20 protein-coding genes and 1 pseudogene are annotated in these 21,690 nt (G+C 70.8%); 11 read left to right on the top strand and 10 right to left on the bottom strand.

Annotated elements, in window-relative coordinates; genetic code table 11:
- The first annotated feature begins 6 nt into the window (after positions 1 to 6).
- Together NDW01_RS02910 and NDW01_RS43680 are read left to right on the top strand one after the other, a co-directional pair.
- Positions 7 to 1,437, top strand: coding sequence for an alkaline phosphatase family protein (locus NDW01_RS02910; protein WP_252816290.1), 1,431 nt, complete (start codon positions 7 to 9; stop codon positions 1,435 to 1,437).
- Positions 1,334 to 2,281 (top strand): annotated as a pseudogene (locus tag NDW01_RS43680) (hypothetical protein); the annotation flags it as partial. The gene NDW01_RS02910 and the pseudogene NDW01_RS43680, both read left to right, overlap by 104 nt.
- Before the next feature lie 648 nt (positions 2,282 to 2,929).
- On the opposite strand, the gene NDW01_RS02905 reads toward NDW01_RS43680, so the two are convergent.
- Positions 2,930 to 5,083 (bottom strand): pyridoxamine 5'-phosphate oxidase family protein, encoded by a 2,154-nt coding sequence (locus NDW01_RS02905; RefSeq protein WP_252816285.1) that lies wholly within the window; start codon positions 5,081 to 5,083, stop codon positions 2,930 to 2,932.
- A 195-nt stretch (positions 5,084 to 5,278) separates the two neighbouring features.
- Between NDW01_RS02905 and NDW01_RS02900 the strand changes: the two genes are divergently transcribed.
- Both NDW01_RS02900 and NDW01_RS02895 read left to right on the top strand, forming a co-directional pair.
- Positions 5,279 to 5,896: a TetR/AcrR family transcriptional regulator gene (locus NDW01_RS02900; RefSeq protein ID WP_252816283.1), complete on the top strand. Its 618-nt coding sequence runs from the start codon at positions 5,279 to 5,281 to the stop codon at positions 5,894 to 5,896.
- A gap of 55 nt (positions 5,897 to 5,951) precedes the next feature.
- Complete coding sequence (locus tag NDW01_RS02895; protein ID WP_252816280.1) at positions 5,952 to 6,239, top strand: YiaA/YiaB family inner membrane protein; 288 nt, start codon at positions 5,952 to 5,954, stop codon at positions 6,237 to 6,239.
- A gap of 18 nt (positions 6,240 to 6,257) precedes the next feature.
- Here NDW01_RS02895 and NDW01_RS02890 read toward each other — a convergent pair whose 3' ends face one another.
- The gene (locus tag NDW01_RS02890; RefSeq protein ID WP_252817353.1) at positions 6,258 to 8,381 is read right to left on the bottom strand and encodes a prolyl oligopeptidase family serine peptidase; all 2,124 of its coding nucleotides are present in this window, start codon (positions 8,379 to 8,381) and stop codon (positions 6,258 to 6,260) included.
- Positions 8,382 to 8,770: 389 nt separating this feature from the next.
- Between NDW01_RS02890 and NDW01_RS02885 the strand changes: the two genes are divergently transcribed.
- Together NDW01_RS02885 and NDW01_RS02880 are read left to right on the top strand one after the other, a co-directional pair.
- A complete protein-coding gene (locus NDW01_RS02885) occupies positions 8,771 to 9,139 on the top strand; it encodes a DUF427 domain-containing protein (RefSeq protein ID WP_252816278.1) in 369 nt (122 codons plus the stop codon).
- Between the two features lie 115 nt (positions 9,140 to 9,254).
- Positions 9,255 to 10,079 (top strand): alpha/beta fold hydrolase, encoded by an 825-nt coding sequence (locus NDW01_RS02880; protein WP_252816276.1) that lies wholly within the window; start codon positions 9,255 to 9,257, stop codon positions 10,077 to 10,079.
- A 148-nt stretch (positions 10,080 to 10,227) separates the two neighbouring features.
- Here the strand turns inward: NDW01_RS02880 and NDW01_RS02875 are convergent, their stop codons facing one another.
- Both NDW01_RS02875 and NDW01_RS02870 read right to left on the bottom strand, forming a co-directional pair.
- The gene (locus NDW01_RS02875) at positions 10,228 to 10,803 is read right to left on the bottom strand and encodes a YceI family protein (RefSeq protein WP_252816274.1); all 576 of its coding nucleotides are present in this window, start codon (positions 10,801 to 10,803) and stop codon (positions 10,228 to 10,230) included.
- Positions 10,804 to 10,877: 74 nt separating this feature from the next.
- Positions 10,878 to 12,326, bottom strand: a complete 1,449-nt coding sequence (locus NDW01_RS02870; protein ID WP_252816272.1) for an MFS transporter — start codon at positions 12,324 to 12,326, stop codon at positions 10,878 to 10,880.
- A 125-nt stretch (positions 12,327 to 12,451) separates the two neighbouring features.
- Between NDW01_RS02870 and NDW01_RS02865 the strand changes: the two genes are divergently transcribed.
- Together NDW01_RS02865 and NDW01_RS02860 are read left to right on the top strand one after the other, a co-directional pair.
- Positions 12,452 to 13,363, top strand: coding sequence for a LysR family transcriptional regulator (locus tag NDW01_RS02865; protein ID WP_252816270.1), 912 nt, complete (start codon positions 12,452 to 12,454; stop codon positions 13,361 to 13,363).
- Between the two features lie 61 nt (positions 13,364 to 13,424).
- The gene (locus NDW01_RS02860) at positions 13,425 to 14,084 is read left to right on the top strand and encodes a hypothetical protein (protein ID WP_252816269.1); all 660 of its coding nucleotides are present in this window, start codon (positions 13,425 to 13,427) and stop codon (positions 14,082 to 14,084) included.
- Here NDW01_RS02860 and NDW01_RS02855 read toward each other — a convergent pair.
- Both NDW01_RS02855 and NDW01_RS02850 read right to left on the bottom strand, forming a co-directional pair.
- The gene (locus NDW01_RS02855) at positions 14,055 to 14,249 is read right to left on the bottom strand and encodes a DUF397 domain-containing protein (protein WP_252816267.1); all 195 of its coding nucleotides are present in this window, start codon (positions 14,247 to 14,249) and stop codon (positions 14,055 to 14,057) included. The two genes, NDW01_RS02860 and NDW01_RS02855, sit on opposite strands and share 30 nt — an antisense overlap.
- On the bottom strand, positions 14,249 to 15,085 hold the full coding sequence (locus NDW01_RS02850; protein WP_252816263.1) for a helix-turn-helix domain-containing protein: 837 nt from the start codon (positions 15,083 to 15,085) through the stop codon (positions 14,249 to 14,251). The genes NDW01_RS02855 and NDW01_RS02850 overlap by 1 nt, the downstream gene beginning before the upstream one ends.
- A gap of 118 nt (positions 15,086 to 15,203) precedes the next feature.
- Between NDW01_RS02850 and NDW01_RS02845 the strand changes: the two genes are divergently transcribed.
- Positions 15,204 to 15,488, top strand: coding sequence for a hypothetical protein (locus NDW01_RS02845; RefSeq protein WP_252816260.1), 285 nt, complete (start codon positions 15,204 to 15,206; stop codon positions 15,486 to 15,488).
- A gap of 23 nt (positions 15,489 to 15,511) precedes the next feature.
- Here NDW01_RS02845 and NDW01_RS02840 read toward each other — a convergent pair whose 3' ends face one another.
- The gene (locus tag NDW01_RS02840; protein ID WP_252816258.1) at positions 15,512 to 16,210 is read right to left on the bottom strand and encodes an SDR family NAD(P)-dependent oxidoreductase; all 699 of its coding nucleotides are present in this window, start codon (positions 16,208 to 16,210) and stop codon (positions 15,512 to 15,514) included.
- A 58-nt stretch (positions 16,211 to 16,268) separates the two neighbouring features.
- On the bottom strand, positions 16,269 to 17,060 hold the full coding sequence (locus NDW01_RS02835) for an SDR family NAD(P)-dependent oxidoreductase (protein WP_252816249.1): 792 nt from the start codon (positions 17,058 to 17,060) through the stop codon (positions 16,269 to 16,271).
- Between the two features lie 147 nt (positions 17,061 to 17,207).
- Between NDW01_RS02835 and NDW01_RS02830 the strand changes: the two genes are divergently transcribed.
- Positions 17,208 to 18,119 (top strand): helix-turn-helix transcriptional regulator, encoded by a 912-nt coding sequence (locus NDW01_RS02830; RefSeq protein ID WP_252816247.1) that lies wholly within the window; start codon positions 17,208 to 17,210, stop codon positions 18,117 to 18,119.
- A gap of 180 nt (positions 18,120 to 18,299) precedes the next feature.
- Here the strand turns inward: NDW01_RS02830 and NDW01_RS02825 are convergent, their stop codons facing one another.
- Positions 18,300 to 19,544 carry an RNA polymerase sigma factor gene (locus NDW01_RS02825; RefSeq protein WP_252816245.1) on the bottom strand — a complete coding sequence of 415 codons (1,245 nt, stop codon included), beginning with the start codon at positions 19,542 to 19,544 and terminating at the stop codon, positions 18,300 to 18,302.
- Positions 19,541 to 19,912, bottom strand: a complete 372-nt coding sequence (locus NDW01_RS02820) for a YciI family protein (protein ID WP_252816243.1) — start codon at positions 19,910 to 19,912, stop codon at positions 19,541 to 19,543. The genes NDW01_RS02825 and NDW01_RS02820 overlap by 4 nt, the downstream gene beginning before the upstream one ends.
- A gap of 183 nt (positions 19,913 to 20,095) precedes the next feature.
- Between NDW01_RS02820 and NDW01_RS02815 the strand changes: the two genes are divergently transcribed.
- Complete coding sequence (locus NDW01_RS02815; protein ID WP_252816242.1) at positions 20,096 to 21,634, top strand: MFS transporter; 1,539 nt, start codon at positions 20,096 to 20,098, stop codon at positions 21,632 to 21,634.
- The last annotated feature ends 56 nt before the right edge of the window (positions 21,635 to 21,690 follow it).

The raw sequence follows: 21,690 nt of genomic DNA, 5'->3' as shown, positions 1-21,690 counted from the left end.
TGTCATATGCCGGAACTCACCCGCCGTCGCCTGTTCAGTGCGGCGGGGGCGATGGCCGCTGCGGCGTCCGCCGCGGAGTTCCTGCCTCCGAATCTGCGGCGGGCGATGGCCGCCGCTCCGTCGCCGGGAAGGCCCCGGCTCGGCGATATCAAGCACGTCGTCGTCCTGATGCAGGAGAATCGCTCATTCGATCATTATTTCGGGACTCTTCCCGGGGTGCGCGGTTTCTCCGACCCGGCGGCGATCACGCTGAGCACCGGCCGGTCGGTCTTCCACCAGCCGGATCCGCAGAATCCAGCGGGCTACCTCCTGCCGTTCCACCTGGACACGCGGACGACGAACGCGCAGTCGATCCCGTCGACCAACCACGCGTGGACGGTGCAGCACCAGGCGTGGAACAGCGGCAGGATGGACAACTGGGTGCCGGCGCACCGGGCGGCCGACGGGGAGAACGCGCCGTACGTCATGGGCCATTACACCCGGGCGGACATTCCGTTCCAATTCGCCCTGGCGGAGTCGTTCACGATCTGCGACAACTATTTCTGCTCGGTGCTGGGGCCCACGTGGCCGAACCGGCTCTACCTGATGAGCGGCACCATCGACCCGGGCGGCGATCAGGGCGGCCCCGTCATCGGCAACCGGGATCCCATTCCGTACAGCTGGAAGACCTATCCGGAGGCGCTGACCGCGGCCGGCGTGGACTGGCGGGTCTACCAGGAGGTCGACAATTACGGATGCAATGTGCTCGAACGGTTCGACGCGTTCCAGGACGCCTCGGCCGACTCGCCGTTGTACCGCAACGGGCTCCGCACGTACGCCGCGGGTCAGTTCGAGTTCGACGCGGCCCACGACCGGTTGCCGACGGTCTCGTGGATCATCCCGACGAGTTATCAGTCCGAACATCCGGATTACACCCCGGCCGCCGGCGCCGACTACGTGGCGAGCAAGATCGACGCGATCGCGTCCAACCCCGCCGTGTGGGCCAAGACGCTGTTCGTCCTCAACTACGACGAGAACGACGGGCTGTTCGACCACGTCCCTCCCCCGGTCCCTCCGGCGGGGACGCCGGACGAGTTCGTCGGGGGCCTGCCGATCGGCGGCGGCTTCCGCGTGCCGTGCATCCTCGTCTCCCCCTGGACGCAGGGCGGCTGGGTGGCGCGCGAGGCGTTCGACCACACCTCCACGCTGCGGCTGCTGGAGCGGGTGACGGGGGTTCGCGTGCCGAACCTCAGCGCCTGGCGGCGGCGGACGTTCGGGGACCTGACGTCCGCGCTGGGGATGGCGGTGCGCGGCCGGCCGCCGCAGTTGCCCCGGACGAAGCCGGAGCTGGCGCGTGCGGCCGACGCCGTCGACCGGCTGCCGGCCCCGGAGTTCCCCGGGGCGGCGCAGACCCCGCCCCATCAGGAGAAGGGACCACGGCCTCGGCCCAGGGGCTGAGCCGCCGCGGGCCGGAAGGGATCGACACGTGCCGAAGAGCATCTCACGGCGGCGGCTTCTCCTGGCCGGGGGCGGCGTCGCGGGACTGGTCGTCCTGGCCGTCCCCGCGGGTTCGGCGGCGCAGGGGCCCCGGCCGCGGCCCACCCCGCGCAACACGGTCCCCGGCGATCCGAGGTGGGACCCGCCGGGCGAGCACCCGCAGGCCAGGCGGGCGGCCGGCTCGTACGTCGCGTACGTCGCGCTGGCCGGCGGGTACTCCGTGGCCGCCATCGACGTCGCGACGCACCGGATCGTGGCGAACGACCTTCTCGCCGACGCCCCGCAGGGCGTCGCGGCGACCCCGGACGGCGCGAAGCTGTACGTCGCCGAGACCGGCCAGTTCGACGTGCTGGCGGTCGATCCGGCGACCGGGTCGACGCGCCCGCTGCGCGTCGGGCCGTTCCCCCGGAGCGTCGCGGTCTCCCCGGACGGGACGAAGGCGTACGCCGCGGTCACCGGCGGGGACACCGGGAAGGGCGGTTCGGACGTCGTCGCGGTCATCGACACCCGGTCCGACACGGTGGAGCGGTCCGTACGGGTCGGGACGGCGCCGCGGCAGGTGGTGTTCGCGGCGGACGGGGCGCGCGCGTACGTCACGTACGACTCCGGGGTCGCGGTGCTGGACGCCCGGAGGGACCGGGTGATCCGCAGGGTCCGCGACGCGTCCGGTCCGCAGGGCGTCGCGGTGGACGCGGCCGGCCGGACGCTGTACGTGACGGAGCCCCGGGCGGGCACGGTCGCGGTGATCGACACGGCGAGCGGCCGGGTGCGCGGCCGGATCGCGGTCGGTGACGAGCCGTGGGGCGTCGCGGTCACCCCGGACGGCGCGAAGGCCTACGTCAGCCGGATGAACGCCGATACGGTCGCGGTGCTCGACCCGGCGGCGCGGAGGATCCGGCGTACGGTCACGGTCGGCAGGCTCCCGGCCCCCGTGGTGATCACACCGGACGGCGCGGAGGTCTGGGTGGGCAACGCCATGTCCGGCACCGTCTCGGCGATCAGCACGGCGTCGGACGCCGTCATCGCGACGGTCTCCAGCGCCTCCGGGGTGAAGCAGCTGCGCACGGCCCCGCTCGGCATCGCCTTCGCCAGGAACCCCGGTGAACCGCCTCCGGCGGCCCCTCGCCCCGGCCACCCCGGCCCCGGTCAGACGGGCCCTGGGCAGTCCGGCCCCGGCCAGACCGACCCCAGGGCGGCCCGCCAGGGCCCACCGGCCGGGCCGGCGGGCGGCCCGCCCGGATCCGCTGGTCATGGCGGCGAGCCGCCGTCCGCGCCCGGCGACGGCGACCTGGCGGTGCCACCGATCCTCATCGATCCCGCGGACGACGCGTCCCCCGGGAACCCTCCCGGATACGACGGGAACACCGACCTCTTGCCGCCGGCGATCGGCGTTCCGCCGCCCGGTGGGGAGGGGGTCGAACCCGGATATGAGAGGCCGGCCAATGCCGGTGATCTACTCCTCGGTGATGTCGATGTGGACGTCGGAGGTGGGGTGGCTGACGCAGGGCAGGATGTGACCTTCGGCTTGTTGCTGCCGGGTGAGGCAGTTGGGCTCGCTCATCACGGTCTGTCCGGTCAGGAGTTCGGCCATGCATTCGCCGCAGTTGCCGATGGTGCAGGAGTAGGGCATCGGTAGGCCTGCGTCGAGGCCGCCGTTGAGCAGGGTCTGGCCCGGTTCGATGAGCACGGTGCCGATCAGGTGGCCGTCTCGGTGGACGCTCATCTGGTGGGGACCGGTCGCGGGGGCGGCCGAGTCGGTGGTGGCACTGTTGTAGCTCTCGGTATGGATCTGGTCGTCGGGTACGGCGAGGTCGCGGAGGGCGGCGCGGGCGATGTGGGTGACGGGGGCGGGGCCGCAGAGCAGGTAGCGGGCGTTGGCGTCGGGCGTGAGTTGATCGAGCCAGTGGCGGATCGCGTGGGCGTCGAGGCGTCCGCGGGCGCCGGTCCATTCCGGCGTCGGGCGGGTGAGCCGGTGGGTGACGGTGAGCCTGCCGGGGTGTTGTCGCTGGAGCCGGTCGAGTTCTTCGGCGAAGATGATCTCGTTCTGCGTGCGGTTGCCGTACAGCAGCGCCAGCCGGGCGGGGGCCTGGCCGGCCAGGGCGGTGCGGATGACGCTCATCATCGGGGTGATGCCGCTGCCTATGGCGATCATGATGAGTTCTTCGTCGGTTGCTTCGGTGTCGATGCCGAACGATCCCGAGGGGCCGAGGATCTCCAGGGTGTCTCCGGCCCGCAGGTTCTCGTGGACATGGCCGGAGAACAGGCCGTCGGTGACGCGCTTGATGGTGACCTGGAGGCGAGGTGAGCCGGGCGCTGAGGATGCCGAGTAGGCCCGGCGTACGGTCCGCCCTCCGATGTCGGTGATGAGGGTGAAGTACTGTCCGGGCCGGAATGAGATGGGGCTGCTGGGGTCCTCTGCGTCCTCCATGGTGATCGTGAGGGCGCTTGCTGTCTCGCGGTGCAGGGAGGTGATCCGCATCCGCCGCGTCGCCCGGTTCATGCCGCGTGCTGGGGCTTCGGCCGTGGTGCCGTGCCGCAGCAGAGGTGCGAGGAGCCGTCGCAGGCGGCGGAGCGGTCCGCTGTGCGAGGTCTGGTCGTCGTAGCCTTCCTTGCTCAGGGCGGTGCGGTAGCCCAGGTTCATCGCCCATCGGGTGAAGCGAGGGAAGACCGCCAGCGGTTTCATCAGCAGAGCGGGCGGGGTGCCGGCGACGTTGGTCGGGTTGGCTATGGCGTGCTGCGTGGCCAGGGCGATCAGGTCCGGCACCGCACCGTGGTCGACATCTGCTTCCGGGTCCCACAGCCGTGCCTGTTCGACCGCCTGGCTGCCGGTCACGGCGGCGTCGTGGACGTCGATGATCAGAGCCGCCTGCGGGGGCCTTCCCCGCAGCGCCATCGTTTCCAGCAACCGGGGGTCGGTGGTGATCTGGGCGGTTCCATGCAAGTGCAGCACTTCGTCGCGTCCGGGGACCAGGGCGGCGAGCGCGATCCGCTGATCCTGGAGCAGATTGTGGAAGGTGTCGGCTCGCTGGTTGCCCTTGCGGTCCGGGATGACGAGGGTGCGCCCGTCCAGGGCGCGGGCGAATCCGGGCCGGTCTCCGCGCGGGCTGGTGTCACCGGCCCCGGCGGCGTCGCCGGTCGACAGGACCAGGAACGGTGAAAGGCTCAAGAACCGGGCGACGTCCAGCTGGTGCAACGGCCCCTCGCCGCCCGGTGGCGCGGCCGGCGGCTGCGGCGACGACAAGGCAGGCTGCCAGAGCCGTGAGCGCAGGATGCTGCGCGCGCAGTGCACATAGGCCTCGTGTACCTGGACCGTCAGGCCGGTGTCCTCTCGCGCGGTGAGGGCGCCGTTGAGCCGGAGCGTCTCACCCACGCCTGGCAGTAGGAAGACCAAGGAGATCCCCCACCCGTCGGCCGGCTGCTCCTCGGGCGTGTCGGCACGGAAGGGGACCCACAGCCGGGCCGGCGACTCGACGCGGACGAAGCCCGCCGCGCCGCCGATGAAGGTCGCCTGGCGTCGGCCGGCGACATCCACGTATCCGAACCCGGCGATCGGGGAGTGAGCGATCACGGTGGAGCAGCCGTCGTCGAGCCGGTCGAGCTGCTTCATGAGGACCGTAGGCGCCGGCCGTCCGACGGCCGCTTCGATCTCCTCGACCGTCGTCATCCTGCCCGGACCCGCTGCGGAGGGCACGGAGCAGTACGACCCCGGCCCGGGATCTAGAAACCCACAGTTCATAGGCATATTGTGAGTGATTACTCGCGTTCTTGCCTACTCGCTTTTCGTGTCCTCGAAGGAGGCCCCATGTCTGCCGGCAACCGACGCATTGACCCGCGGCGTAAGCCCCGTCAGGTCCGGTCCGAGCTCACACGCGACCGCATCCTTGAGGCCGCTGCTCACGTTTTCGCGGAGTACGGATACGCCGCAGGAACGACCAACCGCATCGCCGAGCGGGCCCGGCTGTCCATCGGCTCGCTCTACCAGTACTTCCCCAACAAGGACTCCATCCTCGCCGAGCTGCTCCTGCGGCATATCGGGGGCAACTTCGCCGACGCTCCTGCGCGCGACGGCCTGACCGGAATGAGTCTTCAGGAGACATTGCGGCGGTTCGTCCGCACGACCATCGACAACCATCGTGCCGACCCTCGGCTCCTGCGCATCATGATCGAAGACGCCCCGGCCTCGCCCGATGTCCTGAAGAAGCTCGCGCGGTACGAAGAGGAACGCACGGCCCAGTTCCGCGAGCTCCTGGAGCAGCATTCAAAGGTTCACGTGGGCGACGTCGCGACGGCCGCGGCGCTGGTCGTGTCCACGGTCGAACTCGTCACGCACAAGCTGATGGCAGGCCCGGAACCGGTCGACTCCCAGCACCTCGAGGACGAACTCGTCACCATGCTGAGCCGCTATCTCACCCGGCCCTGACCAGTTGAGTACTCCTGCTCATGCGTTCGGGCTCGGGCGGGCCGACGATTCGGGTATGAACACAACGGTCAGATCGAGCACCACCAGCGCGTTCCTGGTTCAGGCGGCCATCTCGTTCGGGATCTCGCTGGCGGCCTGCGTCATCGGCATCGCCTACCTACCGGTCGGCGGGTGGATCAGGGCGTTCCTCGGGCTCGCGTTCCTGTACGCGGTGACCTCGACGTTCACGCTCGCCAAGTGCGTACGGGACCGGCAGGAGACCGCGACCCTCACCGGTCGCGTGGACCAGGCCCGGCTGGACAAGCTGCTGGCCGAACACGACCCGTTCAAGGTCGAGCCCTGATCCGCCGCGCCGGAGCCCTCAGCCCGCCTCCTCGTCGCTCTCGTACGGCCGCGTGGTCGGTCTCTTCGGTGACAGGCCGGTGTACTCCCCCGCGAACGCCAGCAGGTCCGCGGTGAGGGCGCGTTCCTTGCTCGCGGGTGAGGCGGCGTGGGCGGTGTCGGGTTCCCGGCGCATCAGGATCGGCCGGTCGCCGCCGGTGGCGTGCTGGAGGGCCGCGCACATCTTGGTGACGTGCGCCTCTCCGGTCTGCAGGTCGGTCACCGCCCCCGCGAGGAGGAACGCCGGGTAGGGCGTGCCGGGAGTGACGTTGTGATAGGGCGAGTAGCCGAGCAGCCAGCGCAGTTGCTCGGGCCGGGAGGCGGTGCCGAACTCCTCGGTCCACGTGTGCCCGAGGCCGAAGCGCTCGTACCGCACCATGTCGCACAGCGGCCCCGCGGCGATGACCGCGGCGTACAGGTCCGGTCGCTGGACGGCGGCGGCGGTGACCAGCAGCCCGCCGCCGGACTGGCCGTAGCTCACCAGCCGGCCGGGACTGGTGCGGCCGGTGTCGATGAGCCAGGCCGCGGCGTCGTTGAAGTCGCTGATCGCGCGCTGTTTGTACGGTCCGCGGCCGGCCTCGTGCCAGTGCTGTCCCGCTTCGCCGCCGCCGCGTACGCAGGCGACCGCGTACGCGCCGCCGGCGCCGACCCAGGCGGCCGCCAGGGGGAAGAACCAGGGGCGCATCGGCATCCCGAAACTGCCGTAGCCGTACAGCAGGGTGGGCCGGGGGCCGTCGTCCCGTCCGTCCGGCGTGAACAGGAAGAGCGTGATCTCGGTGCCGTCACGGGCGGGGTAGCGAACGCTGCGGCTGTGGATTCCCGGGGCGGGTCCGGCGGTCGTTGCCCCGGTCTCCCGTTCCGTCGTCCCGCGCACGGGGTCGTAGCGGTAGATCGTCGGGGGTGTGGTCGGGTCGCAGTACCCGAACCAGGCGTAGCGGCCGTGCGGGAGGTTCGCGCGCAGGGAGGACACGACGCCGGCGCCGGGAAGGGGCAGGCGGGTGAGCGGCCGGCCGGTCGCGAGGTCGTGCACGGTGACGGCGGAGATGCCCTCGCGGGCGCGTGCCAGCAGCAGGAGGGGACGCGGAAGCGCGGGGTCGTCCAGGACCAGGCACTCGTCGAGCGGGGCCGTGGGGTCCTCGGCCACCAGCGTCCGCCAGGAGGCGGGGTCGGTGTCCTGCCGGCGCGCGCGGCAGACGCGGCCGCACGGGGCCTCGTGGTCGGTCACCAGCAGCAGGTCGCCGTCCGTGAGGAAGCGCGGGAGCACGCGGGCGCGCACGGTGTGCCGGTCGACGATCCTGGTGAAGGACGGGGCCTCCGGATCGGTGAGCGCGGCGACGTGCACGTCATTGGGCGAGGCGGGCCCCGACATCGCGGTGACCGCCAGGTGACGGCCGTCGGCGCTGACGGTCAGCCCGTAATAGTCGTCCGGGGCGTCCTCGCCGCCGAACACCACGGGGTCGGCCCGCCACGGCGTACCGATCCGGTGGAGTCTCACCCGCCGCTGCAGCCGCGTGTCACCGGGTGCCAGGTCCTCGTCGGGGACCCGGCTGACGTAGTAGAACGCGTCGCCGCCCGGTAGCCAGGCGAGCGAGGTGTTGCGGGTCCGGGGCAGTGGTCCGTCGACCGTGTCGCCGGTGCGGGCGTCGAGCACCGTGATGTCGCTGCCGGGTCGTTCGGCGACCTCGAGCTGGACGGCCACGCGTTCCCCCTCGCGCGACGGCCACCAGGCGTACGGCCCGGTACGCCCGGACGGGTCGATCGCGGCCGGGTCGAGCAGCACGCGACGGTTCCCCTCCGCGTCGATCACGAGCAGGCGCCTCTGCTCGTCCTCCGGCCGTTGCTCGGCGAGGAACATGACCTGACCCCGCACCATCGGGGAGTCCGACACGCCGAAGGACGACGTCTCATCGACCGATGACGCCCACGTCTCCCGCTCGCTCCATCCGGCCCGGCACGCCTGAAAGAGCCGGTCCTGGGCCGCCGCCCAGTCCCGTACGTCCGGATCACGGCCGTCTTCCAGCCACCGATAGGGGTCGGCGACCGGGAATCCGAACAGATCCTCCACCACGTCGCCGCGCCGGGCGGCGGGGTAGCAGAACCGCATCACGAACGCCCCCTCCGCCGTGCCGGCCGCCTGACATGAGCGGAGGTACTGCGGTTCTCAACGACCGCAGTACCTCGCCTCACTCAGCTAGGACTCGCCTCGAAGGATGTCCTGCTGCCAGCCGCGGACGCCGCCGAACCGGGGCGCCGGACCGGTGGAGCTGTATGGCATGTAACGGCTCATGACAGCCTCCGGATCCCTATGAATTCGCCCATAACGGGCGTTCACGCTGAACCCATGTCCCCCTCCTACGATCGGTAAACCGGCATTCATCACTGTCAGACCGCTGATCTGTAAAGGTTCGCTCTGCGGACCCGAGGGCTGACGGCCGAGGGGGACGGCCGCTGGGGCGGCACTTGAACGCGCGCGGAAGATGTCAGGATTGAGGCATGGACGCCAAGGGACATGAGATCGAGGTCACGCCCGGCTCGGACCAGGTCGTGGTGCGGATCAAGGACACGGTGGTCGCGAGCTCCTCGCGGCCGGTGGTGCTCACCGAGACCGGCTGCCCCGTGCGGTACTACCTGCCGCGGGAGGACGTGAAGACGGACCTGCTCCGGCCGTCGGAGACGACGTCGCACTGCCCGTTCAAGGGCGACGCCTCCTACTGGTCGGTGCAGACGGACGACGGCACGGCGGAGGACGTCGTGTGGTCCTACCCGGAGCCGTTCGCGAGGGTCGAGCCGATCGCGGGCCTGCTCGCCTTCTGGACCGAGAAGCCGGGCGTCACCCTGGAGGTGAACGGGCAGCCGGTGTAGCCGCCGGCGGCTCCCCGGAAGAATTCTGAAGTTCGTCGCGGACGGGTGTCGATTCTGCGCCGGGTCGTTCGACGCGTCAGTGCAAGCGCGAAGACGGACCCCGAAGGAGCACGACATGACCGCCTCGACCGCCATCTCCACCACGGCCTCCACCGTCGTCTCGGCGGACGGCACGCGGATCGCCTTCACCCGAACCGGTGAGGGGCCCGCCGTGATCCTGGTGGACGGGGCCCTGTGCTCCCGCGAGTTCGGTCCCCTGGGGAAACTCGCCGCGGAGTTGAAGGGCCGCTTCACCGTCTACACCTACGACCGGCGCGGTCGTGGCGAGAGCGGTGACGCCCCCTCCTACGATCCCGCCCGCGAGATCGAGGACCTGGCGGCGCTGATCGGGGAGGCGGGCGGCTCCGCGCACGTGTGCGGCGTCTCCTCCGGCGCCGCCCTGGCTCTGGAGGCCGCCCGCCGCGGCCTGCCGATCGGCCGGCTCGCCCTGTACGAGGCCCCGTTCATCGTGGACGACAGCAGGACGCCCGTCCCGGACGACTACGTGGCCGCGCTCGAGCGGGCCGTCGCCGCCGGCAGGCCCGGGGACGCGGTCAGGTACTTCATGCGCTTCGTCGGGATGCCGGCGGTCATGGTGGCCATGATGCGCTTCATGCCGGGCTGGTCGAAGCTGAAGAAGGTCGCTCACACGCTGCCGTACGACGGCGCGTTCGTGAACGAGTTCCAGAAGGGCAGGCCGCTGCCCGCCGGCCGGTGGGCGTCGGTGACCGTGCCGACGGCTGTGATCGACGGCGGCAAGAGCCCGGCCTGGATGCGCAATGCCAACGCGGCTCTCGCCGCCGGCATCCCCGGCGCGGCCTACCGGACCCTGCCGGGCCAGACGCACATGGTCAAGGCGGGCGTCCTGGCCCCGGCGCTGACGCGGCACTTCACCGCGTGACGCCACCCGGCAGTGCCCGACGGTGCCGGGCCGGGACCTGAGACCTCGCCGCCGTCGTCGACCGGGCGGATCCGGCGATCCGGACACCCGACCGGCAACACCGGCGGCGACGAGTCAACAGCGGCGGCCTGGACCGCCGCCGGGGTTCTCAGTCGTCGGCCAGGACGGCCTGGATCTCCAGGCCGATGTCGATCTCGTCGCCGAGGACCAGCCGGTCGCCCTGGAGGGGGACGTTGAACTGGATGCCGAACTCCGAGCGCAGGATGCGCGTCGAGGCGGTGAACCCGGCGCGGAGCCCGCCCCACGGATCGACACCGGTGCCGTGGAACTCGGTGAGCAGCCGTACGGGGTTGGTGATGCCGCGGATCGTCAGCTCGCCCTCGACTCCGTAGCGCGGGTGCCGGGCGCGACGGCCGGTACGGGCCGGGGCCACGCCGGTCGCCGTGAAGGTCATGGTCGGATGATGCTCCACGTCCATGATCTCCGAGGAGCGCACGTGGGCGTCGCGTTCGGCGTTGCGCGTGTCGATGGACGCGATGGCGATCTCGGCGGTCGCGGTCGACCGGAAGGGGTCGTCCGCGATCTCGATGGTGCCGCCGAACTCGGTGAAGCTTCCGCGCACCGTCGTCATGAGGTGCCGGATGCTGAAGGTGATCTCCGAATGCGCCGGATCGATGGTCCAGGTGCCGGTGGTCAGGCCGGGCGGCGCGGCCGTCTCCGTCATGTCACTCCCCGATGGTTACCTTCCGCCCCCCAGCATCAATCTAGTCGAATCATCCACATAAGGCACATTGGGCGCTAAACCTCCCGCGACGCCGACCTGCGCAAACCGTCCGCGACGGCCACGAGCAGCGCCAGGCCGACCAGGGCGGCGGATCCGGACAGGGCCCGCCCGGCGGAGAGGGAGAAGTCGCCGCGCGACGCGGTGCGCGTGCCGAGGAACAGCGACCCGGCGACCGCCAGGCCGAACGCCGACCCGATCCGCTGCCCGGTCTGCAGGACCGCGGCGGCGGTGCCGCCCTCGGCCGGCGGGACGTCTCGCAGGGCGAGCGTCAGGTTCGGTCCGATCACCAGCCCGCTGCCCGCGCCGGCGACCAGGAGCGGGACGAGCGTCACCAGCCACATCCGGGTTCCGTGGTCATGGCGGATCAGGATCGCGATGCCCACCAGCGCGAGCACGACGGTGAAGGCGCCGGCGATCACCAGGAGACGGCCGAGACGGTGCACCGCGCGGCCGCTGAGCGCCGCGCCCATGGCCGACCCGATCGAGAAGGGCGTTCCCGCCGCTCCCGCCGCGAGGGCCGAGTAGCCCAGGCCCCGCTGGAAGTACAGCGGCAGCACGAACACGACCCCGGTGTAGCCGGCGAAGTACAGCACCCCGATGAGGGTGCCGGTCGCGTACGGCCGTCGGCGCAGCAGGCCGAGGTCGACCAACGGCCGGCCGCCTCTCCCCCGTACCCGCCGCTCCCAGGCGACGAAGCAGGCCAGCAGCGCGGCTCCGCCGCCGAGCAGGGCCCAGTGCGGCGATCCGTGCCGCCGCTCGGCCTCGATGAGCGGAAGCATGACCGCGATGATCCCGGCGCCGAGCAGCGCCACGCCCGGAAGGTCGAGCCGGACCGCCCGCTCCTTCCCACGGTCGGGAGGAAGCAACCGGCTCCCGAGGACGAACGCGCACACGCCGATCGGGACGTTCACGAAGAACACCCAGCGCCAGCCGACGGCCTGGATCAGCAGGCCGCCGACCGGCGGGCCTACCGCTGTGGCCGCCGCGACCATCGCGCCGTAGAAGCCGGAGGCCACGCCGCGTTCACGTCCCGTGAACAGCTGCTGCATCAACCCGACCACCTGCGGCGTCAGCGCTCCCCCTGCGGCGCCCTGCGCCAGCCGGGCGCACACCAGCCAGGCGCCGGAGACGGACAGCCCGCACAGCAGGCTCGCCCCGGTGAACAGGACCAGCCCGATCAGGAACACGCGCCTGCGTCCGAGGCCGTCACCGAGCCTGCCGGAGGGTACGAGGGCCAGTCCGAAGGCCAGCGTGTAGCCCGCGACGACCCACGACAGCTCCTGCGCCGAGATCCGCAACCCGGCCTGCATGGACGGCAGCGCGACGTTGACGATGCTGACGTCGAGCAGCGTCATGAACCCGGCCATCAGGCACACGACGAACGCCCGCCACCGCCCCGGGTCCGTTCCCGGCGCGACATGCCTTCCGGGCTCCGTGCCCGGCGTGAACTCCGTACGAGGCACGAGTCGTCCTCCGCTTCGGGATCGCCTCCGAGTGACGCTCCCAGTGCAGCGGTCCGACCGATCACCCATCAATGAGCGATCTCACCGTGGAACAATCACCGAAAGGAATCGGTCGGAGGGTCTCGGTGGAGGTTCGGCAGCTTCGCTACTTCGTCACCGTCGCCGAGATCGGCCACTTCGGCCGGGCGGCAGAGCGGCTGCACATCGTCCAGCCCGCCGTGAGCAAGCAGATCGCCGGGCTCGAACGCGAGCTCGGGCTGACGCTGTTCGACCGGTCTCGCCGTCAGATCAGGCTCACCGCCGACGGTGAGGCGTTCCTGCCCCACGCCCGCCGCGCGCTCCGCGCCATCGACCGCGCGGCGAAGGCCGCCGCCGACCTCGCCGCCGGCACCGCGGGCATCCTGCGCGTCGGCAGCAGCCCCGGGCTCGGCAGGCGCCTGGAGGACATCCTCACCGAGTTCCGCGGACGGCATCCGGACGTCACGGTCGAGCTGACCACCACCTCGTCGGTGCCGGACAAGCTCGCCGGGATCCTCACCGGCGACCTCGACGCCGCGTTCGTGCCCGCGCCGCCGCCCCGCCCCGGCATCGCCGTCCATCACCTCTGGGACGAACCGCTCCTCGTCGCCGTCCCCGCCCGGCGGGCGGCCACCGCAGCCGATCTCGCCACTCTCGCCGACCTGCCCCTCGCCCGCTCTCCACGCGAGAACAACCCCGGAGCCTTCGACCTGATCACCGAGGCCTGCGCCGCGGCGGGCTTCACGCCACGTCCGGGCCCGATCCTCACCAACGTCCAGGACCTGCTCGCCGGGCCGGTCGCGGCCGGGCACTGCTGGGCGCTGCTTCCGGCCGGCTCGATCCGCGCGGACTCGGCGGCGGTCGCCTTCGTCGCCCCGACCCGGACGGTCCACCTGCCGACCACCCTCGCCCTGCCCGACCCGCCCCGGCGTACGCTCGCCACCGACCTGCTCGCCGCCGCCCGCCGCGCCAACGGCGGCGACCCCACGCCTCGTCTGCTCCACCCAAGCCGCAGCTGATGACGTGGTCCTGGGCCGAAATCCGGTCGAGGAAGTCATTGCGAGCTGCGACCCTGGCCAGATGCTGCTCAAGCTGACCGGCTCCAGTTGTTCGGGCAAGTCCACGCTCGCCTTCTCCGTGGCCGACCGGTTCCAGCGGGTCGCCGTGCACGACTTCGATGAGATCGGTGTGCCGGAGCGTCCCGATCGCCACTGGCGCCACCGCATGACCGAACTGTGGATGCGTCGTGCACTGGAGTATCAAGACTGCGGGATCGACCTCCTGCTGACCGGGCAGTCCCCACTGGGTGAGGTCCTGGCCGCCCCCTCTGCGCCACTGCTGGACGGGATCGCGGTGTGTCTGGTCGACGTCGCCGACGAGGTCCGACGCCACAGACTCACCGCCCGTGACGCCGGCAGATGGGATGCCGCCGCCGTCGATGCATTCCTCGGCTGGGCCGCCTGGCACCGCGGGCATGCCCTCGACCCCCGCCATCGGCCGGACGTCATCATCAACGGCAGTTGGTCGGGAATGGTCTGGCAGCGCTGGGCGGGGTGGACCGCCGGGGATCCACGCTGGCGCCACCACGTGCTCGACACCACTGGCCGGTCAGTCGCGGCGTCCGTGGACCGAGTAGAGCAGTGGGTGACCGAACAGCGGGACTCGCACCGTGCGGGCCGGCTGGCCCTGAGCCGTGGCTGGGCGGATAAGTCAATCCTTCCCACTGACCACCACGCCTGATCCACCTTTGACGGCCGATCGCTCCACGCTCACCCGAGCGACCTCGACGCAGTCACCGCCCTGATCACTGCTGCGGCTGCTCTTACGCCACTCAGCGACCTCGACACACTGGCCGCCCTGGTCGCTGCTGCGACTGCTCTTACGCCACCGAACCTCGCCGCTCATCACTCTCCGATCAGGTCAGCGATCATCCGGACGGAGTCGTCCGGCGGGAGCGCGCAGGCACGCATCAGGTCGAGCCGTTGGCGGCAGTTCGCGACCTCCTCGGGGAGCCCGATGATCTGCCCGCCCCCGAAGGCCTCAGCGTAAACGAGCATCGTCTCGTCGGGGAGAGTGAACAAGGTCATCGGACCGCTCATCCCTCCGTGTGCGCCGACCGCGAAGGGCAGGACCTGGAGCATGACATGCGGGTTCTGTGAAGCTTGCACCAGCCGAGCGAATTGATCCCGCATCACCTGATCCCCGCCGACCGGGCGGCGGAGCACGGCCTCGTCGAGGATGGCCCACAGGAACGGCGGATTCTTCTGAGCGAGGATCTCCTGGCGGCTCATGCGGGCGGCGACGTGGCGTTCGATCTCCTCGTCGTTGTCGCGCATCCGGCCCGTTCTTATCTGAGCGCGGGCGTAGTCCTCGGTCTGGAGGAGGCCGGGGACGGCCTGGGGCTCGTACTTCAGCATCTCGATGGCCTCGGACTCGACCTCGACGAAGGGGCGGAACCACTCCAGGTAGGAGTGCTTGATGATGCGCTTCCAGAGGCGCGCGAGGGCGCCGTTGGTGCCCAGGACCTGGTCACAGGACTTGATGAACTCGATGCGGGGCGCGCGCCTGCCCGTCTCCACCATGGCGATCATGGACGGGGACATGTGGATCGCGCGGCCGAGTCCTTCCTGGGTGAGACCCGCCTGCTCCCGGTGGAACCGCAGCTCGTCGCCCCAGTAGGCGAGCGCGGTGAGGCCGGAGACGGTGGCCGTGGCCGGTTTGCCGGAGGTCTTCGATGTCATCACAGGGCTCCTCACCTCGTGCGACGGGATCCGAGGCCGAAGGTGCCGTTCTCACGGTCGCTTCACCCCGAACCCGACTGCCTACCGAGCGTAAGTATGCAACGACAGACTGTGCGTCATGACGAAGATTTCCACATTCACCGACCTTCAGCAGGAGGTCGCGGAGCTCGTCGCGGAAGAGGCGCCTCGGCGCTTCGCGATCTGCTGGATCGACGTCGAGGAGGACGACGGAGGCGTCCTGTGCTGGGGCCTGCAGTTCCGCGGCGGCGACGCCCTCGTCCACCGCGACGACGGAGGCTGGTTCGGGCGGTTCGAGAGCGCGGAAGTGGCCCGGCGCATGCTCTCCCGCACGGGAACCGTCACGCTGGTCTGGCTCGACGGCCCGGACCCGGCCGACCGATGACGAGAGTTACGGTGATGCGGGCCCTACCAGGCGAGTTCGTGGTCGTCCTCGTGGAAGGTGCCGGTGGGGCCGTCCTTGCCGATGGTCGCCATGCGCACGATGACCTCGGCACTCTCCTCAACCGGGCGCCCGCCCCCGACGGCGGCGGTGAAATCGGTGGCGGTGAAGCCGGGCGCGACCGCGTTGATCTTGATCTCGGGCAGCGCCTTGGCGTACTGGACCGTGAGCATCGAGACGGCCGCCTTGCTCGCCCCGTACACGACGAAGGCGTTGTGCGACTGAGTGCGCTCGGGGTCGGTGACCGCCCAGAACGAGCCGAGGGAGCTGGACACGTTCACCACGACCGGGTTGTCGGACTTGCGCAGCAGCGGCAGCGCGGCCTGGGTGACGCGGACGACGCCGACGACGTTGGTGTCGAAGATGGCGCTAGCGGACTCGCTCGTGATGCCGTCGGCGCCGACGATGCCGTCCCAGATGCCGGCGTTGTTGACAAGGACGTCCAGACGGCCCTCGCGCTCCTCGATCACGCGCACGGCGGCCCGCACCGACGCGTCGTCGGTGACGTCGAGCTGCACGAACCGCGCGCCGAGCTCCGCCGCGGCCGCCTGCCCTCGCTCGACACTGCGCGCCCCGATGTAGACGGTGTGCCCCTCCTTGATCAGCCGGCGGGCGGTCTCACGCCCGAGTCCTTTGTTCGCTCCGGTGACCAGCGTGACGGTCATGTCCGGTGTTTCCTCTCAAGGTCGTTTCCGCGCTGGATGATGTGGGTGTGGTCAGGGGCTAGAGCCGCATGCCGCCGGACGCTTCGATTCGCTCGCCGTTGATCCAGTGCATGTCGTCGGACAGCAGTGCGGCGACCACCGAGCCGATCTCCTGCGGCTCGGCCGGGCGGCCGAGCGCGGTGATCTCCCCGACACGCTTGCGGTAGTTCGGGTCGTCCCGGATGACGCCGCCGCTGAAGTCGGTCGCCGTCGCGCCGGGAGCCAGGGTGTTGACCCTGATGCCCCGCGGGGCGAGTTCGGCGGCGAGGTACCTGGTCAGCGGCTCGATCGCACCCTTGCTCATCGCGTACGCGGCCTTGCCCGGGAACACGAAGCGCACGAGCCCCGAGGACAGGTTCAGGATCCGTCCCCGATCCCGGAGCAGCGGGAGGAGCTTCTGCGTGACGAAGAAGACTCCCCGCACGTTGACGGCGTAGAGCCGGTCGAGATCCTCCGGTGTCGTGTCCGCGAACGAGGCGGTGTGCCAGATCCCGGCGTTGTTGACCAGGTAGTCGAATCGGTCCGTGCCCCACGCGGTGAGTTCGGCGCGCAGCTCGTCGACGAAGGAGCCGAACGTGTCGACCTCGCTCACGTCCAACTGCAGGGCACTGACCCGCTGTCCATGCTTGCGCGCCTCGGCGACCACCTCGTCCGCAGCGCCGACCTCGGAGTTGTAGGTGAAAACGACATCGACTCCGTGCCCGGCCAGGTCCAGCACCACCGATCGGCCGATGCCCCGGCTCCCACCCGTCACAACCGCCACCCGCCGGACGCCGCCATCTCGACCGGCCCCCGCCTCGCTATCCGCCATCGCACTTCTCCTCACTCACAAAGAAAGGATCGATGTGAAAGATCCGCGGAAAACGCTATTTGCCGGGCGACATGCGGAGAAGTTCCTGTCATTCCTGGGACCATCAGGACCAGCCAGGACATCGCCTCATCAGGTTATGGTGATGCGATGAGCGACAGCAATCTGCTCGGTGAGTTCCTGAGGGCGCGAAGGGGGCGGATTCCCCCCGCCGACGTGGGGTTGCCCTCTGACGAGAATCGACGCGTGCCGGGGCTTCGCCGCGAAGAGGTCGCGCTGTTGGCCGGAATCAGCGCCGACTACTACCTGCGGCTCGAGCAGGGACGCAACCGCAACCCCTCGGCGGCCGTGCTGGAATCCCTGGCCCGCGCGCTCGACCTCGACCACGCCGGCGTCGAACACCTCATGCGCCTGGCGGCTCCCCGTCCGCCCTCGGCGCGCCGTCGTCCCCGGCGGCCGACGGTGCCGGCGACCATCCGCCTCTTGGTCGAATCATTGAACCTGCCGGCGTTCGTGGAGGATTGCCACTTCGACGTGCTCGCCGCCAACCGGCTCGCCATGATGCTGTCGCCGAACTTTCAGATCGGCCACAACCGCCTGCTCTCGACGTTCCTGGACGTTGAGGAACGAACGCTGTTCCCGGATTGGGACGCCATGACCGCGGACATGGTCGCGGCGTTCCGCACGAGCGTCGCCGACGCCGCGGACGACGCTCGGACCATCGAACTGGTCGGCGAGTTGTCGCTGAGAAGTCAACGGTTCCGTGAGCTGTGGGGGCGCCACGACGTCCAGCCTCGGGTCGGCACCCGGCCCTCGCGCCTGATGCATCCCCAGCTAGGAGAACTGACGCTGATGCGCGAGAAGCTGGTGATCAGCGGACCCGCCTCTCAACTGCTGGTCATCTGGCACCCTCACCCCGGCAGCGACAGCGCCGAGAAACTCGCGCTGCTCCGATCGATGACCGTGTCCGTCGAACCGTCCACATCCCCGGACGCCGACCGGCCCGACGGCGACGATGACGCAACCGCCGTACGCGACACGCGCAGGCGCTCAACACCCTGATTGCACACACCGCCGGCCTTTGCTCTGCTTACGCCGAGTAGGCAGTGGACCGCTCCAGCCGCATACCCAGGGTGAGCAGAGCAAAGGCGGTGAAAGGCGGGCCGGTGTGGTGTGGGCGGGGCGGAGACGGCCCGGAACGCGATGGGGTCCGGCCGGCGATGGGAATTGGGGCGCGTGTCCCTACGGTGCGATGGTCGGGGCGTCGCTTCCGCGCAAGGAGCGCACGCGCGTGGCGCGGGACTCGAGGTAGCGCTGTTCGGCGAGGCCGGCGGTGGCCTTCGCGGCGCGCCGGTAATGCTCATACGCCCCGGCCGTGTCGCCGGTCCTCTCCAGCAGGTGCGCTCGTACGGACAGCAGCCGGTGGTGACCGGCGATCCGCTCGTCACCGTCCAACGTGGACAGCAGGGCCAGCCCGGCACGTGGGCCCTCGGTCTCGGCGAGCGCGATCACCCGATTGAGAGTGACCATCGGGTTCGGGGCGATCCGCTCCAGGATCAGGTAGAGGGCGTGCACCTGCCGCCAGTCGGTCTCCTCGGCCGTGGCCGCGTCGGCGTGCGTGGCGGCGATGGCGGCCTGGAGCTGGTACGGCCCCAGCGCCGGGCCGGCCAGCGACGCCTTGACCAGTTCGGTGCCCTCGTCGATCAGCTCGCGGTCCCACGTCGTACGGTCCTGTTCATCCAGTGGCACGAGGTCGCCGGCCGCGGTCGTCCGCGCGTCCCGGCGGGCGTGGGTCAGCAGCATCAGCGCGAGCAGGCCGGTCACCTCACCGTCCTCGGGCAACTGGGCGTGCACCATCCGGGTCAGCCGGATCGCCTCGCGCGCCAGGTCGGGGCGGTGCAACGCGCTGCCCGAGGAGGCGGTGTAGCCCTCGTTGAAGATCAGGTAGAGCACGTGCAGGACGACCCGGAGCCGCTCCTCGCGCTCGGCGCCCTCCGGCAGGCTGAACGAGCTGCCGGCGGCCTTGATGCGCTGCTTGGCCCGGCTGATCCTGGCCGCCATCGTGGCCTCCGGCACCAGGAACGCGCGGGCGATCTCGGCGGTGGTCAGGCCGCCGACCGCCCTCAGCGTCAGCGCGGTCTGGGAGGCCGCGGTCAGCGTCGGATGGCAGCACAGGAACAGCAGGACGAGCGTGTCGTCGGTGTCCGGTACGTCCTCGGGCACCACCTCGGTCGCCGTCGCCGACTCCCGCTCGCGGCGGGCGTGGTCGCTGCGCATCTGGTCGATGAGGCGCCGGGACGCGACGGTCGTCAGCCAGCCACGCGGGTTGTCCGGCACTCCCTCGGCCGGCCACTGCACGGTGGCGGCGAGGACGGCCTCCTGCACGGCGTCCTCACACCCTTCGAACTGCCCGTGCCTGCGTACCAGCGTGCCGAGGACCTGCGGCGTGAGCTCACGCAGCAGGTCCTCGAAGGGTAGGGCCGTCATGCCTCCAATTGTCCGTCGGCGAACATCACCTGCCGCACCTCGACGCCCCAACCCTTGATCGCGGCGTCCGGGATCCGCGCCGCCAGCTCGATCGCCCGCTCCTTGTTCTCGCAGTCGATGAGGTAGAAGCCGCCGAGGTACTCCTTGGCCTCCAGGAACGGCCCGTCGGTCACCACCGGCCGGCCGTCGCGCACGGAGACCACGGCGGCCTGGGACGGGTCGACCAGCGCCTGAGTCGTGATCATCTCACCGGACTCCTTCAGCGCCTCGATGAACCTGCCGTGGCCGTCGCCGATCGCCGCCTTCTCCTCGTCGGTCAGCGCATCCAGCACGGCCGGATTGATGTGCATGCCGATCAGGAACTTCATCGCGTACTCCTCGTGGTCCGCGAGCCCCGGTCCGGGCCCTTCGACCGGTTGGTCGAAGCCACGGCCGTCATCTTGACATCGCCCGCCGGATCTTTTCCCGCGAATCCTTCCCGCCCCGATGTCAAGAAGCTCCCGGCCGCTCCGACCAAGCGGCGAAACGTCGAGAGAACAGGGGATTTCGAGATGCGGGTCAACCGGGCATGGCTGGGGCTGGTCATCCTCATGCTGCCGACGCTGCTCGTCGCGATGGACATGACGGCGCTGCTCCTCGCGCTCCCACGGCTGAGCGCCGACCTGGGCGCCTCCAACGTCGAGCAGCTGTGGATCAGTGACGGCTACGGACTCATGGTGGCCGGGCTGGTCATCACCATGGGAACGCTCGGCGACCGGATCGGCCGCCGGCGGCTGCTGCTGCTGGGCGGTGCGGCGTTCGCGGCGCTGTCGGTCGTGGCCGCCTTCGCGGTGAGCCCGCTGATGCTGATCGTCGTGCGGGCGCTGCTGGGCGTCGCCGGCGCGACCCTGGCGCCGTCCACGCTCGCCTTGATCACGAACATGTTCCGCGACGACGGGCAGCGCGGGCGGGCCATCGCGATCTGGGCGACCTGCCAGTTCACCGGAGGCGCGATCGGGCCCGTGTTCGCCGGACTCCTGCTCCAGTACTTCTGGTGGGGGTCGGTGTTCCTGATCGCCGTGCCGGCGATGGCGGTGCTGGTCCTGGCCGGGCCGTTCCTGCTGCCGGAGTTCCGCGGCAGCCGGGCCGGCCGGCTGGACCCGGCGAGTGTCGGGCTGTCGCTCGTGGCGGTGCTGCTGGTGGTCTACGGCATCAAGCGGCTGGCCGTCGAGGGCGTGGGAGTCGTGCCGGCGGCGGCCCTCGTCGCCGGCGCGGCCGTCGGATCCCTGTTCGTACGCCGGCAACTGCGGCTGGAGACGCCGCTGCTGGACCTGCGGCTGTTCCGCAACCGTCCGTTCACGGCCGTGATCGTCGCCCTGGTCCTCGCCGGCGTCGCCATGGCCGGTACGGGCCTGCTGGTGACCCAGTACCTGCAGAGCGTGCTCGGTCACTCGCCGTTCGCGTCGGCGGTGCTGTTCGCGCCGATGGGCCTGGGTGTGGCGGTCGGCACCATGACCGCGCCGGCGCTGGCCCGGCGGATGAGGCACACGACCGCGATCGCCGGCGGGCTGGTGACGTCGGCGCTGGGCGGCCTGTCGCTGGCCGCCGTCGGCGGTACGGGCGCCCTGCCGCTCGTGATGGTCGGCATCGCCGTACTGGCCCTGGGCACCGGTCCGCTGTTCGCGCTGGGCACCGGGCTGGTCGTCGGATCCGTGTCACCGGAGCGCGCCGGGTCGGCGGCGTCGATGTCGGAGACCGGCAACTACCTCGGCGGTTCGCTCGGGTTCGGGCTGCTCGGTGTGCTGGCCGCGGTCGTCTATCGCGGCCGGGCGCACGGCACGTCGGACTCGCTGGCCGGCGCGGTCGCCGCCGGTCGGCGCCTGCCCGCCGGTCAGGGCGCGGACCTGCTGCACACGGCGCGGGAGGCGTTCGCCGCGAGCCTGCACGTCACCGGCGTCGTCGCCGCGGTCATCTTCGCCGGGTCGGCCGTGCTGATCCTGACCATGCGCCCGGCGACCCGGACCGCCTCCGCCGCGCTCCCGGGGGCCAGTTCGGACGGTTGGAAGACGTCAGAACGGTCCGGCACTGCATCACCCGTACGTGGACGGTAACTCGATCACCGTGGCCGCGCACGTCCGGAAGGATGGCGCAGCCGATACCGGAAGGG

The sequence above is a fragment of the Actinoallomurus soli genome, assembly GCF_024055715.1.
Lineage (GTDB): Bacteria > Actinomycetota > Actinomycetes > Streptosporangiales > Streptosporangiaceae > Actinoallomurus > Actinoallomurus soli.
Note: the sequence above shows the minus strand (reverse complement) of the source record. Positions and strands in the feature narration are given on the sequence as shown.

Excerpts from the sequence above, each read along its gene's own strand:
- NDW01_RS02845 (WP_252816260.1), top strand. The coding sequence starts at position 15,204 with ATGACGAAGATTTCCACATTCACCGACCTTCAGCAGGAGGTCGCGGAG.
- NDW01_RS02905 (WP_252816285.1), bottom strand. The coding sequence starts at position 5,083 with ATGAAGCAGCTCGACCGGCTCGACGACGGCTGCTCCACCGTGATCGCT.
- NDW01_RS02875 (WP_252816274.1), bottom strand. The coding sequence starts at position 10,803 with ATGACGGAGACGGCCGCGCCGCCCGGCCTGACCACCGGCACCTGGACC.
- NDW01_RS02890 (WP_252817353.1), bottom strand. The coding sequence starts at position 8,381 with ATGCGGTTCTGCTACCCCGCCGCCCGGCGCGGCGACGTGGTGGAGGAT.
- NDW01_RS02840 (WP_252816258.1), bottom strand. The coding sequence starts at position 16,210 with ATGACCGTCACGCTGGTCACCGGAGCGAACAAAGGACTCGGGCGTGAG.
- NDW01_RS02910 (WP_252816290.1), top strand. The coding sequence starts at position 7 with ATGCCGGAACTCACCCGCCGTCGCCTGTTCAGTGCGGCGGGGGCGATG.
- NDW01_RS02895 (WP_252816280.1), top strand. The coding sequence starts at position 5,952 with ATGAACACAACGGTCAGATCGAGCACCACCAGCGCGTTCCTGGTTCAG.
- NDW01_RS02900 (WP_252816283.1), top strand. The coding sequence starts at position 5,279 with ATGTCTGCCGGCAACCGACGCATTGACCCGCGGCGTAAGCCCCGTCAG.
- NDW01_RS02885 (WP_252816278.1), top strand. The coding sequence starts at position 8,771 with ATGGACGCCAAGGGACATGAGATCGAGGTCACGCCCGGCTCGGACCAG.
- NDW01_RS02820 (WP_252816243.1), bottom strand. The coding sequence starts at position 19,912 with ATGAAGTTCCTGATCGGCATGCACATCAATCCGGCCGTGCTGGATGCG.
- NDW01_RS02855 (WP_252816267.1), bottom strand. The coding sequence starts at position 14,249 with ATGAGCGGCGAGGTTCGGTGGCGTAAGAGCAGTCGCAGCAGCGACCAG.
- NDW01_RS02860 (WP_252816269.1), top strand. The coding sequence starts at position 13,425 with ATGCTGCTCAAGCTGACCGGCTCCAGTTGTTCGGGCAAGTCCACGCTC.
- NDW01_RS02835 (WP_252816249.1), bottom strand. The coding sequence starts at position 17,060 with ATGGCGGATAGCGAGGCGGGGGCCGGTCGAGATGGCGGCGTCCGGCGG.
- NDW01_RS02825 (WP_252816245.1), bottom strand. The coding sequence starts at position 19,544 with ATGACGGCCCTACCCTTCGAGGACCTGCTGCGTGAGCTCACGCCGCAG.
- NDW01_RS02850 (WP_252816263.1), bottom strand. The coding sequence starts at position 15,085 with ATGACATCGAAGACCTCCGGCAAACCGGCCACGGCCACCGTCTCCGGC.
- NDW01_RS02830 (WP_252816247.1), top strand. The coding sequence starts at position 17,208 with ATGAGCGACAGCAATCTGCTCGGTGAGTTCCTGAGGGCGCGAAGGGGG.
- NDW01_RS02815 (WP_252816242.1), top strand. The coding sequence starts at position 20,096 with ATGCGGGTCAACCGGGCATGGCTGGGGCTGGTCATCCTCATGCTGCCG.
- NDW01_RS02880 (WP_252816276.1), top strand. The coding sequence starts at position 9,255 with ATGACCGCCTCGACCGCCATCTCCACCACGGCCTCCACCGTCGTCTCG.